The sequence below is a fragment of the Commensalibacter papalotli (ex Servin-Garciduenas et al. 2014) genome, from assembly GCF_000527695.1.
Taxonomy (GTDB): Bacteria; Pseudomonadota; Alphaproteobacteria; order Acetobacterales; family Acetobacteraceae; genus Commensalibacter; species Commensalibacter papalotli.
The window spans coordinates 234,285-249,759 of sequence record NZ_ATSX01000002.1 but is presented as its reverse complement, the minus strand read 5'-3'; the positions used below and the strand labels follow the sequence as shown (position 1 = coordinate 249,759).

18 protein-coding genes are annotated in these 15,475 nt (G+C 36.0%); 8 read left to right on the top strand and 10 right to left on the bottom strand.

Annotation, left to right across the window (positions count from 1 at the left end):
- Positions 1-2: 2 nt before the first annotated feature.
- Positions 3-590 carry a tetratricopeptide repeat protein gene (locus tag COMX_RS10750; RefSeq protein ID WP_051462031.1) on the top strand — a complete coding sequence of 196 codons (588 nt, stop codon included), beginning with the start codon at positions 3-5 and terminating at the stop codon, positions 588-590.
- Positions 591-670: 80 nt separating this feature from the next.
- Here the strand turns inward: COMX_RS10750 and COMX_RS08155 are convergent, their stop codons facing one another.
- Entirely contained in the window at positions 671-1,942 is a 1,272-nt protein-coding gene (locus tag COMX_RS08155; RefSeq protein ID WP_034339767.1) for a DUF2130 domain-containing protein, read from the bottom strand.
- A 485-nt stretch (positions 1,943-2,427) separates the two neighbouring features.
- On the opposite strand from COMX_RS08155, the gene COMX_RS08150 reads away from it, so the two are divergent.
- The 3 genes from COMX_RS08150 to COMX_RS08140 are packed head-to-tail and all read left to right on the top strand — an operon-like array spanning position 2,428 to position 4,621.
- The gene (locus COMX_RS08150) at positions 2,428-3,717 is read left to right on the top strand and encodes an NAD(P)H-binding protein (RefSeq protein ID WP_034339765.1); all 1,290 of its coding nucleotides are present in this window, start codon (positions 2,428-2,430) and stop codon (positions 3,715-3,717) included.
- Entirely contained in the window at positions 3,718-4,149 is a 432-nt protein-coding gene (locus tag COMX_RS08145) for a DUF2269 family protein (RefSeq protein ID WP_034339762.1), read from the top strand.
- A 4-nt stretch (positions 4,150-4,153) separates the two neighbouring features.
- The gene (locus COMX_RS08140; protein WP_034339759.1) at positions 4,154-4,621 is read left to right on the top strand and encodes a DUF2269 family protein; all 468 of its coding nucleotides are present in this window, start codon (positions 4,154-4,156) and stop codon (positions 4,619-4,621) included.
- Between the two features lie 27 nt (positions 4,622-4,648).
- Here the strand turns inward: COMX_RS08140 and COMX_RS08135 are convergent, their stop codons facing one another.
- The 7 genes from COMX_RS08135 to COMX_RS08105 all read right to left on the bottom strand — a co-directional run bounded on the left by COMX_RS08135 (position 4,649) and on the right by COMX_RS08105 (position 10,806).
- Positions 4,649-5,179: a 6-pyruvoyl trahydropterin synthase family protein gene (locus COMX_RS08135; RefSeq protein ID WP_034339757.1), complete on the bottom strand. Its 531-nt coding sequence runs from the start codon at positions 5,177-5,179 to the stop codon at positions 4,649-4,651.
- On the bottom strand, positions 5,180-5,908 hold the full coding sequence (queC, locus tag COMX_RS08130) for a 7-cyano-7-deazaguanine synthase QueC (protein WP_034339754.1): 729 nt from the start codon (positions 5,906-5,908) through the stop codon (positions 5,180-5,182).
- Entirely contained in the window at positions 5,908-6,546 is a 639-nt protein-coding gene (gene queE, locus COMX_RS08125; protein ID WP_034339753.1) for a 7-carboxy-7-deazaguanine synthase, read from the bottom strand. The genes queC and queE overlap by 1 nt, the downstream gene beginning before the upstream one ends.
- A 138-nt stretch (positions 6,547-6,684) precedes the next feature.
- Positions 6,685-7,278 (bottom strand): YebB family permuted papain-like enzyme, encoded by a 594-nt coding sequence (locus COMX_RS08120; RefSeq protein ID WP_051462030.1) that lies wholly within the window; start codon positions 7,276-7,278, stop codon positions 6,685-6,687.
- An 84-nt stretch (positions 7,279-7,362) separates the two neighbouring features.
- On the bottom strand, positions 7,363-8,037 hold the full coding sequence (locus COMX_RS08115; RefSeq protein ID WP_034339752.1) for a LolA family protein: 675 nt from the start codon (positions 8,035-8,037) through the stop codon (positions 7,363-7,365).
- Between the two features lie 52 nt (positions 8,038-8,089).
- On the bottom strand, positions 8,090-9,253 hold the full coding sequence (locus COMX_RS08110) for an iron-containing alcohol dehydrogenase (protein ID WP_034339749.1): 1,164 nt from the start codon (positions 9,251-9,253) through the stop codon (positions 8,090-8,092).
- A 209-nt stretch (positions 9,254-9,462) separates the two neighbouring features.
- Positions 9,463-10,806 (bottom strand): penicillin-binding protein activator, encoded by a 1,344-nt coding sequence (locus COMX_RS08105; RefSeq protein ID WP_051462029.1) that lies wholly within the window; start codon positions 10,804-10,806, stop codon positions 9,463-9,465.
- Positions 10,807-10,931: 125 nt separating this feature from the next.
- On the opposite strand from COMX_RS08105, the gene rsmI reads away from it, so the two are divergent.
- Positions 10,932-11,783 (top strand): 16S rRNA (cytidine(1402)-2'-O)-methyltransferase, encoded by an 852-nt coding sequence (gene rsmI, locus COMX_RS08100; protein ID WP_235176846.1) that lies wholly within the window; start codon positions 10,932-10,934, stop codon positions 11,781-11,783.
- Positions 11,784-11,798: 15 nt separating this feature from the next.
- Here the strand turns inward: rsmI and gntT are convergent, their stop codons facing one another.
- Positions 11,799-13,115 (bottom strand): gluconate transporter, encoded by a 1,317-nt coding sequence (gene gntT, locus COMX_RS08095; protein ID WP_034339746.1) that lies wholly within the window; start codon positions 13,113-13,115, stop codon positions 11,799-11,801.
- Positions 13,116-13,207: 92 nt separating this feature from the next.
- Here gntT and COMX_RS08090 point away from each other — a divergent pair, with 92 nt between their 5' ends.
- Complete coding sequence (locus COMX_RS08090) at positions 13,208-13,780, top strand: SIS domain-containing protein (protein WP_034339744.1); 573 nt, start codon at positions 13,208-13,210, stop codon at positions 13,778-13,780.
- Between the two features lie 54 nt (positions 13,781-13,834).
- Here the strand turns inward: COMX_RS08090 and COMX_RS08085 are convergent, their stop codons facing one another.
- Positions 13,835-14,098 (bottom strand): hypothetical protein, encoded by a 264-nt coding sequence (locus COMX_RS08085; RefSeq protein WP_034339743.1) that lies wholly within the window; start codon positions 14,096-14,098, stop codon positions 13,835-13,837.
- Between the two features lie 202 nt (positions 14,099-14,300).
- On the opposite strand from COMX_RS08085, the gene COMX_RS08080 reads away from it, so the two are divergent.
- Together COMX_RS08080 and COMX_RS08075 are read left to right on the top strand one after the other, a co-directional pair.
- Positions 14,301-14,945: an SGNH/GDSL hydrolase family protein gene (locus tag COMX_RS08080; RefSeq protein WP_034339742.1), complete on the top strand. Its 645-nt coding sequence runs from the start codon at positions 14,301-14,303 to the stop codon at positions 14,943-14,945.
- A gap of 59 nt (positions 14,946-15,004) precedes the next feature.
- Positions 15,005-15,424 carry a DUF1090 domain-containing protein gene (locus tag COMX_RS08075; protein ID WP_034339741.1) on the top strand — a complete coding sequence of 140 codons (420 nt, stop codon included), beginning with the start codon at positions 15,005-15,007 and terminating at the stop codon, positions 15,422-15,424.
- Positions 15,425-15,475 lie beyond the last annotated feature (51 nt).

Below are 15,475 nucleotides of genomic sequence, written 5' to 3'. Positions count from 1 at the left end.
AGATGCATATATTAAAATATTTTTTATTAATTACTACTTGCACCGCTTATTTTTTTCCACAGACTTTTGCTGTTGAAGTTACTAAAGTAAACATTACCAAGTTAGAGCATAGAGCAAACCAAGACTCGGCAGAAGATCAATATAATCTTGGCCAATTATATGAAAAGACAAATAACCAAGGTATAACTCAAGATTATTTCAAAGCAATCGAATGGTATACAAAAGCAGCTAATCAAGGACTAGCTAAAGCTCAATATAGTCTTGGAAAACTATATGAAAAAAGTCAAGGTGTCCCCCAAGATTATGCTAAAGCAGTTGAATTGTATACAAAAGCAGCCAATCAAGGGCTAGTTGATGCACAATATAGCCTTGGGCAACTATATGAAAAAAAATATCAAAATATGCCTCAAGATTATACCAAAGCAATCGAATGGTATACAAAAGCCGCTAACCAAAAAATTATATTGAATAAAAACAATATAGCTTCTTATGCTATTCCCAGAAACTCTTATTATAGGATTGTTAACTTAATATCATCTGCAGATTTTAAGAAATCACAAAATATACCAATTATTAAAGAGTTTTTTTAAACAAGACTGTTTAAAACAACATCAAAATTCTTGTGATTTTTATAAAAAGCTAAATAATTAAATCTGCTATAAGAGAAATACTATTCCAATAACAAAGAATCCAACTCCAACCCTTCAATCTCTTGTAAAGATTGTCCAACTATGCCTTGTAAATCACCATACATACCAATAGTAGACTCCATCACTCGGTTAATTTGCTCTTCGCGCTTGGACCATTGCTTGGTAATCACTTTTTTCTCTTTATTTAAATCATCTTGCATTGAGTTAAACGCTTCAACAATTGCCTCTACACGTTGGCGAAAACGAGTTCCTGTCAGATAATCATAGATCATACCAGCTTTGGTTTCTTGGCCTTTGGCGGTTTGGCGTGCAAAGTAAATCTGGATCAAAGACTCTCTGAGTAACGACGCAACAGGAAGAATCACTTTGGGATGAATAACCCATACCCCATCAATGCACTCAAAAGATTCAACATTCTGGGGCAAAGCATGACTGACCATAATGGCAATATCTGCCTTAGCTGTACGTTGATCATCTTTCAGTTTGCTTAACCACTCATTATTCCAATGTTTAGTTCGTTTAGCCTCCCAAATTAGCAACCCACAATTCACACCTTGGGGATTAAAAACTCGTTGCAATATATCCCCACCAAACTCACCTTTGGGCACAGGGGAAATTTGGTCCATGTAAAATTGAGATTGCAAAGTTTGTTCCAACAACAGCTCTTGCACCTCACCTTGTGATTGCTGAGAACCTTGTTCTGCCTTTTGTTTCAACTCTTCAATTTTACGCTGCATTGATTGCATTTTTAATTCATTTTCAGAAATTTTATATTGAAAACTTTCTTCTATTTCCTTGCGGGCTTTCTCATGAATAGCTTGCACATTCTCTTGAACACGTTTTTCAACGGTTAATTCTAATTCTCGTTTTTGATCCTCTAATTCCCGTTGCTTTTTCATAAAATCTGCTTGAGTTTGTTGTGCCTCTTGCAATTTTTTATCATTTGTTTCTAAGACCGCTTGCAACTCTTTGATTTCAACGGACTTGCGATGCAGTTCATCCGCATTTTCTTTTTGTAATTTTTGTTTAGCTTCTTCAATAAGCTTTAATCTCTCACCCTCCAACGAAGCTGCAACTTTATCTCTTATTTCTTCAGCCATCTTTTGTTGATTTTGTTGCAGTTCATTTTCTTTAGACAATAAGAACTGTTCACGCTCTGACATGCTCTTGATCAATTGAGATTTTTTCTGCTCATATTCTTTCTTTACTTCAGTCACCAAAGGTGCAGCAAGAGATTCCGTTAACAAAATATCTGTATGACAATGTGGGCAAGTAATTACGGGTTCAGTCATTAAAAAAGCCTTAGTTTATATAAATTATTAAAATATCAGCATTATATAAAGATTATATCATCATATAATTTAACAATTATTTTCACAGATCAATTACATTCTTATCGAAACTTATCGTAGATTAATGAATATATTGGTTTTAGACGAGCAAATATTGTGTAACATTATATACCATTAAAGGCCCCTCAAGAAAAACCGTTTAATAAGACACCAAACAGAGATTAACCACACAAATTTTCATACTGGTTCAATTAAAATTTCCTTGGCCATGCTATATATAGTCAGGTCAAGATAAATTAACGCATCCCAAAACGTTTTTTCCAAAAAACACTCAATATCACCTTGGCAAAAGGTCATTCAACTGTATATGCTATATACAGAGTATTAAAAGCTATAAATTAAGCTATAAATCTTGATTATACAAAAACCATCATTCCTTTTAATATATGTATAATGCAATGATTTATGCCCCAAAGGAAAAAATAATGAAAATTTGTGTATTGGGTGGAGCTGGCTTTATAGGATCTCATATCGTCAGTGCGTTAATAAAGAATAATCATCAAGTCATTATTGGTTGTCGAGATACTGAAAGAGCTAAAAGTATTTTTCCTAATATACAAGCAATTAAAATTATTGCTGGGGCATCTGACCAAAATCTTATTAATGCTTTGCAAGAATGTGACGTTGTCATTAATACCATTGGTGTCTTGGGAAAACCTGGAACTTCGATTGCCAATGATGCGCATATCGGATTAGTGCAAGAGTTAATAAAAGCATGCCAACAAACCAATACAAAGCGTATTATCCATATTTCTGCTTTGTCTCTAGAGGAAAACCTAACCAGTGAATATGCAGATACAAAGTTAAAGGGCGAGCAAATTTTATGTAATTCAAGCATTGAAACTATTATTTTACGGGCTTCTTTTGTATATTCAACAGGAAGTTACGGTGGCAGTAGTGCTCTACGAGGATTGTGCGCAATGCCTTTCATTGCTTTTTTACCCAATGGAGGCAAACAAAAATTCCAACCTCTTTGGGCATATGATCTTGCAAAAGTTGTATTACAAGCTTGTCGCTCGCCTCTTCCAGCTGACAAAAATTATCAAATTGCGCATGTTGTTGGACCTGAAACGTTGGGTTTTGGTGAAATTATGCAAAAAACTCGTCGTTGGTTAGGAATGAAATCCTGCAAGATTTTTGAGATGCCTATGTTTGCAGTAAAGTTAATGGGAAGGATTGGGGATTATTTTCCTTTATGGGGATTTTCTGCAGGAGTAGTCAGCCAACTGAATACTGATTTTATTGTTCCAGAGGATAAAGTGAATACGCTGGGCATTACGATGCGTTCAATGGATCAAGTTTACCATACACATCCATCTTTTGTACAAGATCGGTGGCATAGTAAACTATTCCTAGCCAGACCTATACTCGCATTATTTTTAGCAATTATTTGGCTAGGCTCTGGCATTGCAGGATTTTTTACCTCAACAGAAACTTTAAAAACCATTTTGCCATCTTTTTTGGCAACAAGTTCAATATCACCTTTTCTGGTATATTTATGCTCTGTAATAGATCTGTATTTTGCCGGCATGATTTTACTTGGTAAATGGTCCAATAAATTATGGCTTTCCCAAATTGCACTCGTTGTCGTTTACACAATTGGATTAACGATATTTGCTCCTGTTTTATGGTTGGATTTATTAGGTTCGCTTTTGAAGAACTTTGCCGTTATTGGGCTAATTACAACTATGTTGTTTATAGCGGATGATCGATAAATGATTGGTTTGTTAAAAACCTTACATGTTCTATGTGCCGTGATGGTAACAGGCATGGGATTTGGAGTATTTATACATACTATCTTATTGATAAAACAAGGACAAAAAAGACAAAGCTTACAACTGCAAATCGTTGCTTTATGCTCCAGCTTTATTTTATTTTTCCCTGCCTTAATTGCGTTAATTCTTTCAGGCTTTTACCTAAGCTATCTTAGCCAATTTTTGATAACAGAGCCTTGGATTATTCTTGCTATCATCATCGGTATAATCTTTGGCACACTATGCTTGTCCATTGCTTATTTCTGTCTTGCATTACCGTTTCAAAAAAAGTCTTTTTTTTTAAAAATAGCCAGTGTTTTTAGTTGTATTGGCTGGATAGGGTTTACTTTTGCAATGGCTGCAATGATTTTAAAACAACCTTTAATAGGATAATTACATGAGCTATTTTCCTATTATTGTGTTTATCCATGTGCTCAGTGCAACCATTTTATTTGCCTCAGGCATTATCACTGCAATAGTGATGATTGAAGCATTTATCAGAAAACATCCCAAAGATATGGCTTTATCTTCACAACGTGTCGTTAGGGCAGATTGGTATATGACCTTACCAAGTGCAATAACTCAAGCCGCTACTGGGATAATTTTAGTCCATCTCATGAACATTCCCTTTTCAACCTTGTGGGTTGTCTGGACAATTATTTTATATAGTTTTTCCATCATTTTATGGGTTATTGTCGTACAATTACAAATCCATATTGCCGAACTTGCCCAAATCTCGTGGTATCAAAAAACACCTTTTCCAAAAGTCGGATGGACTTATTTTAAATGGTGGGTTGTTTTAGGGTGGCCAACTTTTTTTTGTTTTCTTATTATTTTTTGGTTAATGGTTACTCGTCCGATATAACCATAATACATAAATAAATTAACAACCTTAACTGAACTCCGAAATACTCATATCGGCACGATTCCACCAACACTGGTCTGATGGGCGACAATTAGGTATGAACTCAGACGGATTACCCATAAAGCGCACCGTATTTGTCGGTGTTTCCATGATTTCAATTTGGTGACAATATAACCCTGATTGTTCAGCAGATAAGAAACAATTAAGCTTACTCATAAATAAACATGCCAAAAGCTCTGTTGTAGGGTCACCTGGCGTAATTAATAATCTGGGTAAACGCTTTGGCTCATGTTGCTTGAACCACTCAACTAAAGGGTCATTTTCGGCCAATTGAAAGGCGTGATCGACAGACTGATCAATAAAGCGATGCCACGTTGTTTTGGCTTGTTGAAAAGGTACAACCACATTCATTTTGCCATCGAGGGCTTTGAAATTTTGAGATTTCAGATAAACTTTAACCTCTTCATTATGGCCATGCGGGGTGGCACAAATCTCGCTAGACCCATGAATTAATCGATGTGCCATTGCAAAACGACGTGTAAAAACAAGCTCTAACACTTATTGCTCCTTTTGCTGCACATAATTGTTCCATCCTGCACGACGCAATTCACAAGCAGGACATTCACCACAACCATAGCCCCATTCATGATAATGAGAGCGATCCCCCAAATAGCAGCTATGTGTATCTTTATTGATAAGCTCTATCAAAGACATACCGCCTAGTTGTTCAGCCATTTGCCATTCTTGGGCTTTATCTAACCACATCAAAGGTGTTTGCAATACAAAACGATTACTCATCCCAAGATTGATCGCCACTTGTAAAGCCTTGATTGTATCATCCCTGCAATCAGGATAGCCTGAATAATCTGTCTCGCACATCCCCCCTACAATATGTTTCAAGTGGCGACGATCAGCAATAATGGCAGCATAAGTTAAAAAGAGTAAATTACGCCCAGGAACAAAGGTAGAAGGCAGCCCTTGTTTATCCCACTCTATTGCTGTTTCACGTGTTAAAGCTGTATCAGAAATCGCCCCAAGGTCAGAAAGATTCATAACATGGTCTTCACCCAAACGTCTTTGCCATAAAGGATTGATTCGTTGGATTTTTTTACGAATCTCATGCCGACATTCCATCTCAATACTGTGGCGTTGTCCATAATTAAAACCTAAAGTCTCAACCTTTTGAAATCTCTGCAATGCCCATGCAAGACAAGTCGTTGAATCTTGCCCGCCAGAAAATAAAACCAAAGCACTATTGGAAAATAAGGGATTTACTATTTCTGTCATTATGGAATTCCTATAAGCTTATGGGTTTGAAGAGAAAGATGCCACAAAGGGTGTTCCTGACAATATTTAATTGCTTTTTTTATATGCTCTGTCTTGTTCATATCATCTTTGGGTTGCAAACGAAAAGTAGTAAAATCTAATGATGTAAAACGATGAGGATCTAGACCTTCCTGAGGATATATTAATTTAAGCTCATCTCCAGAAATTTGTATTAATTCCGCGCCTGCTTTGGGACTGACACAAATCCAGTCCACACCTTGAGGAACAGGCAGAGTGCCATTAGTCTCAACAGCTATGTAAAACCCTTTTTGCTTTATAGCTTCGATCAAAACCTTATCTAGCTGTAATAAGGGTTCCCCCCCTGTAAAGACAACAAAACGTTGTTTAGGGTCACGTATTGTCCCCCAACAAGCTTCTATTGCATTTGCCAAGGATTGAGCATCAGGAAAACGGCCACCATTTTCACCGTCCATTCCAACGAAATTCGTATCACAAAATTGGCAAACTGCGTCCTTGCGATCAGCCTCTTGACCAGACCATAAATTACACCCTGTAAAACGACAAAATACGGACGTACGTCCTATTTGCCCACCTTCACCTTGAAGCGTTAAAAATATTTCTTTGACTGCGTAACTCATGAAATTGATATCCAGAAAATCCTATAAAGCATAAGCTTATTTAAAATCACTTATGATGAATGTCTTTAATATTAAGCTTATCCAATATCTTTTCAATATCATCGAATAGTAAATTGATCTATATTTTAAACACTCAATCTATAATACCTCTTGATAACGATAATCATAAATAAGATCAAGTTGCTTGCTTTTAAATTGGCTGGCAGGGGTTACTGTGAGACGTTTCCAAGGAATAAAACCAAAGAACCATATTTTCCAAAAGCGCAGACCATATTCAGGGTTTTTAGACAGTAATTTTTGAAAACTTTCCACTGCTCCTACTTCAATATTTGCGGCCTCTTTTATTACTTCATATACAAACCGAGAGCAAAACTGACCCCGTGAATTAAAATTAAATCCTGTATCATAAATAATATTCATACGTGTTTTACTAGCACGCACAAGAGCCTTTTTTTGCTCGTTACTTAAAGGCTGCTTTAAGCGTGCAATCACAAGAGACTTCTCTTTGGATCTACTGATAAATTTAGATAATGATGTTATTTTTGAAAAAGGAATCGTGCTCTCTGCGACCCAATATTGATTATTTTTAAAACCAACAATCACTCCAACATGATTAACCCAAGAGGAAGTTGCCGTAGCAACATTATTAAAAATAAAATTATCAATACGGATAAAAACAACATCCCCAATTTGTAAATTATCAGGGTCATATCGCATTTGAGTATTTTTCATTAAAAAACAGGCCTATATTAAAATATATACCTGTTAGCTTATCATACTCTGATGATTTGAATATCTTTAGTTTCTAACAAAGATCTATTCGTTATCACCGAAATCCATCTTAAATAATTTATTTTTAACAGAAACACCTGGCTGTAAATCATATAAATCAACCATCGTCGTGCGCCCTTGAGCATCCAGAACACGCCAAGCTTTTAACATGATTGGATTTTGATTGAAGATCAAGGTTAAACTGCCATCAGAAGGCGAGGCTGTACGCACAACCGTAATCTGAAACAATCCATTATTAGGAGGTGTAAAATTAGTAACTGTCACATCTCCAGAAAAGCTGAGCTGTGGCTTTAATAATAACCCTAAAGGACTTTGATCAAGAGGAATAGTCGTTGTTTGTCCTACCTCAGCATCATGAAAAACCATTTTACCATCATTGGCCACCAACAATAATTCGCTGGGTTTATTATATTCAAAACGAATACGGCCTGGTTTTTTAATCCATACGACGCCTGTGCTGCGTTGTCCATCAGGGGCAATTTGTTGAAATTTGGCCTGAAGGGTCGTTAATTGATTTATCCAAGTTTGCGCTTGATCAGATAATACTTGATCTTGTGCAGAAATCTGCAATGCCCCATTACCAGGGGCACTGGTAGATACAACAACATCTGCCAACGCTTGATTACTGGAACCTGTTATTCCAAGACAAGCCATTCCTAATAAACTAATACAGCCATAAATAAGACGTATAGACTTCATAAACAGGTTCCTTTTCCTCTATAATGACTTTTCTTTATAGAGGTTTTTTATATTAAAGACTAGCCTCAACAATGCGACGACTAACTTCTAAAGTAATATCCCCGTTTTCTCCTAGAGCTGTTAAGTTATGACGCTTTAATTGCTCAACAACTTTCTCAACAGCAGAGCTATCAACATCATATTCTTTTAAATGAGTTTTGATACCGATACTTTCAAAGAATGTTCGGGTTTTAGCAATGGCTTCATCAATGATCTTTTCTTCATCACTACCCTGTAACCCCCATACTCTGCGACCATATTGTATCAATTTCTCACGTTTTTCTTTGCGCATTTCATTCAACAAAGAAGGTAATAAAATTGATAATGTACGACCATGGTCAATTCCATATAAAATAGTCAATTCATGACCAATCATATGGGTTGCCCAATCCTGTGGAACACCGGCTCCAATTAAGCCATTTAACGCCATCGTCGCAGCCCAGATAAAATTAGCACGAGATTCATAATCTTGTGGATTTTTTAAAGTTTTAGGGCCTTCTTCAATAAGGGTTAGTAATAACCCTTCAGCAAAGCGATCTTGCACCGCAGCATGAACAGAGTAAGTAAGATATTGTTCCATCACATGTACAAATGCATCAGCAACCCCATTGGCAACTTGCCGTTCTGGTAAACTGTATGTCTTGGTTGGGTCGATAACAGAGAATAAAGGAGAAAAAAGTGGGTTAGCAATCCCAATTTTATCAAAAGTCGTTTTGCGAGAAATCACTGCGTTTGTATTCATTTCTGAACCTGTTGCAGGTAATGTTGGAACAAATCCAAAAGGTATAACTTGATTGACCTTTTTACCCTTGCTCGTAATAATTTCCCATGTATCCCCAGAATATTTCACAGCACCTGCAATAAATTTAGTGGCATCCATTACAGATCCACCACCAACACCAAGAACAAAATTGAAATTGTCATGGCGAATTTTTTCAACTGCTTGCATAGAAGTTTCAAATGTTGGATTGGCTTCGATACCTTCAAAAACATCAAAATGGCGTTTACCTAATGCTGTTTCCACTTCTGATAATGTTCCATTTTTTCGAACACTACCACCACCAATAATAATTAAAACCTTAGCGTCTTGAGGAATTAAATCATTTAATCTTTGAATTGTTTCTTTACCAAAAATAATACGCGTTGGATTACAAAAGTCAAAATTTTGAACTGACATCATATACCTCGTTTAATGTAAATTATTTACAATGAATATAACACATCTTGTATTCAATTAGAGATGAAAAATATTCATAATTATGATTAGTATTTATAATTAAAAATCGATATTTACCAATAATATTATTTTAGAACTAAACAAAAAAAGAGGGAATCTCTTCCCTCTTTTATAATTAATTACAATATGTTATCTAATAATAATTAAAACTAGCTATTTGTAGAACCTGCTGCAGGCTTAATAACAGAAGGTGTAGAAATTATTTTTCCACCACCAGAAGGTTGAATTTGAAAAATTTGTAAATCACGTTTTACATGTCCATCAGGCTGTAAAACAAATAAACCATCAACCCCATCAAATCCATCAGCACGAGTTAAATTCTTCGTCGTGTATCCGCCAATTTTACTAAGAGAATTAGCCAAGGCCGCAGTATCATAGGTTAAATCAGCCAAAGGCTTGGGTGTAACCCCGTATTTTACTCGATATTGTTGTGCAAAGAATTTTCTTTTTTGAGGATCTGGCGAAGCATACCACGCGCCCTGCAATTTACCCAATTTAGATGCGAAAGCCCCCCATAATCCAGGACCCATAATTCTGACTTTATCAGAGGAAACTTGTGTTTCCCCTAACGCATCAATTACTGATTGTAACTGTAAACCTGTATCAGATAATAATAATGCATCAAATGGAGGGGCACCCAAATTTATTTTTTCAACAGCCTTTGCACCATCAGTAGGTTTTGCTTCAGAGGGTGCTAATTCATCTAACAAATTACTATCATTACTAGCAGTATCAGTTGGTGTTTTTGATATATTTTGTGATGCAGGGTTACTTTTCGCGGCTTGTACACGGGCATCATAATTTGATAAATTTTTCAATTGTTGAGTAATATCATCCTTAGAAGCCGTATGATACGTAATCGTAGGTACCATTAACCCTAAATCAGCACAAGCTTTGGTTAATGCAGCCCCCATTGCTTTTCCCATTGGATTTTCAGGCAATAAAGCTGCAAATTTTGTTCTTCCTTCATTTTTTGCAGCACGCACCATCGTTAATACTTGTTGTTCAGGGGTCACTCCAAAAGCCCAAACATTCGGGCCCGCCACAGAAACATCACTGGTATAAGCAATCACAGGCACATTTTGAGATGCGGTTACAGATGCAACTTCAGTAGTATTTGTTGCTGTTAATGGGCCTAGGATAATACCATCCCCAGCAGCAATTGCTTTGCGTGCAGCTTCCGCAGCACCACCTGCTTGTTCGGTATCAAATACATCAAGTTTGGGTGCAGTGGGATCACTGAGTGCTAGCTTAGCCGCTTGCATCATATTTGTACCCAAAGGTCCATTACGGCCACTAAGCGGTAATAATAATCCAATTTGTTTATTTGTATTTTCACTGTTTGAAATTACCGGTTTATTACCACCATTTCCATCAGAGGAACAAGCTGCTATGATCAATATCGGAACACAAGCACTTAATTTTAATAATTTTGACACGATATCCATTTGATTAAAAATCCCTTGCTTTACAGGATTAAGGCTCTTATTCAATACTTTTGCTCCTTGATGTAACCGAACTCATATAAATTTAGATTGCTATTATTATGAAACAAGAAAAACCTATGTCATCAAATACTTCCTTACCCTTTCCAGATCAACAAAATTCTAGAAATTCAATGATAAATATAGGTGAATTTATTCTTGTTTCTACCCCTATTGGTAATTTAAATGATTTCAGCCTCAGAGCAAAGCAAACTCTTCAAGAAGTCGATATTTTACTCTGCGAAGATACACGTGTTACAGCCAAGCTGCTTGCAGCCTATGGAATTTCTGTGCATATGGAAAGTGTTCATGAACATAACGAGGGCAAACGTATCCAACAAATTATTTCCTGGATGCAACAAGGAAAAAAAATAGCACTTGTTTCTGATGCAGGTACGCCATTACTTTCTGATCCTGGATATCGTGTAACCCGAGCTATTATCGAGGCTGATCTGCCAATTACAGCTATTCCTGGCCCCAATGCAGCTTTAACCGCGTTAACACTTTCTGGATTACCCCCTCATCCTTATATGTTTATTGGATTTCCCCCACCAAAATCTCAAGCCAGACAAAATAACTTTGCCATTCTAAAGGCCTCTGAGCGTGCGGGGCTTAAAGCAACCTTTATTTGGCACGAGGCACCCCACCGCTTGCTTGATATGTTAATCGATTTAAAATTTATTTTTGGTGATAATCGCCCTGCAGCTGTTGCCAGAGAGCTCACTAAAAAATTTGAAGAACTTCAACGCAACTCTATCCAAGGACTAATTGAGCATTTTACCCATACCCCTCCTAGAGGAGAAATTACGGTTTTGCTCGGCCCTGCTCTTGAAGAGGAAGAAGTTAGCGAAGATGATTTAGACCAACAGCTTCAAGGTGCTTTAAAGACAATGTCCGTCAAGGATGCTGCTGCATTGGTTGCTACTGCTGTTCATTTACCTAAAAAAATTGTTTATCAACGTGCTTTGGAACTTAGTAAAAAATAGGTTTTTCCAGTTTGTTTAAATTAACTGGGAGAAAATCAAGCATCCAATCAGTCCACAAACAGAAATAATGGTTTCCAGTACTGACCAAGAACGAATGGTTTCTCCAATAGTTAAATTAAAATACTCTTTGAATAACCAAAAACCTGGGTCATTGACATGAGAAAAAATAACACTGCCAGATCCTATAGCGATCACCATTAATTCTGGACTTACACCTGCTGTTAAAATTAATGGAGCAACAATCCCGCCAGCTGTCATTGCGGCAACCGTTGCTGAACCTAACGCAATCCTTAACAAAGCAGCAATAAGCCATGCCATTAATAAAGGAGATAAATGACTATTATGCATCATATTGGTAATATAGTGATCAATATGACTATCTACCAAGATTTGCTTAAACGCTCCACCACCCCCAATAATTAGCAAAATCATGGCTATTACTTTGATTGCGACGGTCATCGTGTCTGAAATTTCACTCATCGTTCTACCGCGATGAAGACCGAAGGTAAAAATAGCAATCAACACCGCCATTAACGTCGCAATAATTGGATTTCCCAAAAAATCTGCATAAGCAAGCAAAAAATGATTATGAGGTAAAACCATCTCTGCTACTGCACGTAAAGCCATCAAAAAAACAGGAACCAAGGCTGTTAAAATACTAATTGCAAATCCTGGCATTTCTTCTTCAGCAAATTCCTTATGAGAATACAATCCTGGTGGAACAGGTTTATCAATATTCTTTAAAAAATGTGCATAAACAGGCCCCGCCAAAATGACTGTTGGGATAGCAATGCATATACCATATAAAAGTGTTTTACCCATATCTGCGTGAAAAATTGCCGCAATTGCTGTGGGGGCGGGGTGAGGCGGTAAAAATCCATGCGTTACCGATAACGCTGCTGCCATAGGGGCACCTACATATAAAATCGGAATGCGTGCAGATACCGCAATAGTACAAACCAGAGGCAACAATAATACAAACCCAACCTCATAAAACAGCGCAAACCCTAATATAAATCCTGTTAAAACTACTGCCCATTGAATATATTTATATCCAAAAATAGTAATCAAAGTTGTTGCGATACGTTGAGCACCTCCACAATCAGCCAATAGTTTTCCTAATATCGCACCAAAACCGATAATCAGTGCCAGTTCCCCAAGCGTATTACCAACCCCTGTTTTAATAGATGAAATTACCTGCATAACAGGCATGCCCTCTAAGACACCCACAAACAAAGAAACAATAATCAAAGAAAGAAAGCCGTTTAACTTTAACTGAGTTACTAAAATCAGTAACAGAATAATCCCAAAGAATACGATTAATAATGGCATATTATTCTCGATATGTTTTATAGTTTTAAAAAGCATACAATCAAATATGTTAAAATTGAAACATTTAAATAATAACAAGAATGGAGCAACAAATGACAATTTATAAAAATCTAGTTAATACAGTTATTCAAGAAAATCTTGAAACATTACTTGCTGTCGATCCAAAACAAATTCAAAATCTTATCAGCGAAATCAAACAAGCAAAAACTATCCAACTTTACGGAATGGGCAGGATGCAATTATCGGTGCGTGGATTTGCGATGCGTTTAAAACATATGGGATTTGACAGTTACGTTGTTTATGATACGACCACACCCTGCATTGGCAAAGGAGACTTGTTGATCGTGCATTGTGCCGTTACCAATGCTGAGCTTAATGTTATTCAACTGGCCAAAAATGCAGGGGCAAAAATTGTTTTATTAACAGCACATCCAGAAAATAAACATGGGCAATATGCTGATCTATGCGTAAGAGTGCCCGGACAAATTTTTGGAACAAATACCGAAATTCACTCTATTCAACCCATGTCTACTTTACTGGAACAGTCCTTATTTTTATTTACCGATATTATCACCTTAATGTTGATGAAAGAATGTAATATTTCACTCGAAAAAATGAAAAATAAGCATACAAACCTTGAAGGACTTCCTGGCGATTTTGCCTAAGCAATATTGATTTTATTAGAGATACTATTTGTATAGTAACATTATCTCTGTTTTTTATAATGCCGTTATAAAAGCAATTAAACCAAACAAAATTCCTGGTGCATTTGATGCAACAACAGGCCAGATTTTTGCTTTGGTTCCATAAATAACCCAAAGTAGGCAATTTGCAACAGCCGCCGCAGGTTGCCAGGGTTGTGTAACGTGCCCGTGTAAATTATCTATGATTTGAGGAATATAAAAAACATACATACAACAAGCAGTAAACGTTCCGATCCATCCAATCCACTGAACATATTTTGGAAGCTCTGAATTTTCCATAGTGCACCTTAAAAAACTTAAAAATTATCTAAATTTATAAAAAATCAGTAGAAGTAAGCTTTTATCTATTTTAGCTTAGAAACAATCATATCACGTTTTTGTGTAATAATGAAATTTACCTTTAATATGTTTATTCCTTTATTTGACCATTTTTCTATTTTTTACTAGTTTTAGTAAAACCATAAAAGTTAGTGAGATCAAAATGAATAAAAAAACTATTTTGTTTTATGGAGACAGCAATACTTATGGTACAAAACCTATGTCTAGTTTTGGTAAAAGTGAACGTTTTAACCAAAATGAACGATGGATAGGAATACTACGCGAACAATTAAAAGATAATTATTTTCTTATCGAAGAAGGTTTACCTGCACGAACAACTGTTCATAATGATCCTATTGAAGGTATCCACAAAAATGGATTGACCTATCTACAACCCTGTTTAGAAAGTCATTCCCCAATTAATATATTTGTTTTAATGCTGGGGACAAATGATTTAAAAACACGTTTTTCAGTAACACCTGCTGATATTGCTTTTTCTGTTGATCAATTAATCTTAATGGTTAAATCCTGCAAAATTGGACCCAATCAAACTTGCCCTAAACTGGTTTTATTGTGTCCCCCTCCTATCAAAGAAGTCATAGGGAGTTTAGGAGATATTTTTGTTGGAGGTGAAGAAAAATCTAAAATGCTGGGGCATTATTATAAGCAAGTTGCTCAAAAGCATCATGCTGCCTTTTTAGACCTTGCTTCTATCGTTACCGTCAGTGATATAGACGGGATTCATTATGATAAAGATCAACACTTAATATTGGCACAATCCGTAAAAAAAATAATAGAAAACTTATAAAATATTGCCATATTTTCTTTTTCACTTCTATTTAGGACTAAATATTCAGGAGGATAAAAATGCTGAAATCCATCATAAAGATAAGCTGCCTTTCGACAATATTCATTGCGACTGTTCCTGCTTTTGCTGATGACTATTATCATTTTGAAACATGTAAAGAAAAAGTAACTGAAATAGAACAAAAAATCACTTACGAAAAACAACAGCAAAAGCAATATAAGGTTGAGCAATTAGAAAAGAAGCTAAGTTATATAAAAACAAAATGCCAGGATACAGAGCTGCAAAAAGGGTATCAGTTGAAAGTTAATCACAAACAAGTAAAAGTAACAGAAAGAACTAAAGAGCTCAAACAAGCCCAACAAGATGGAAAAACAACGAAAATTAGAGAAAAAGAAGCAAAACTACATGAGGCACAAACTGAGTTAAAGGCGGCTCAAGACGCACTTGAAAGCTTTAAAAAGAATGTAAATTCTAATTAAATTATTATATTCAATATTATAACTAATGTAATAGGTTTATTAAGAAAATTC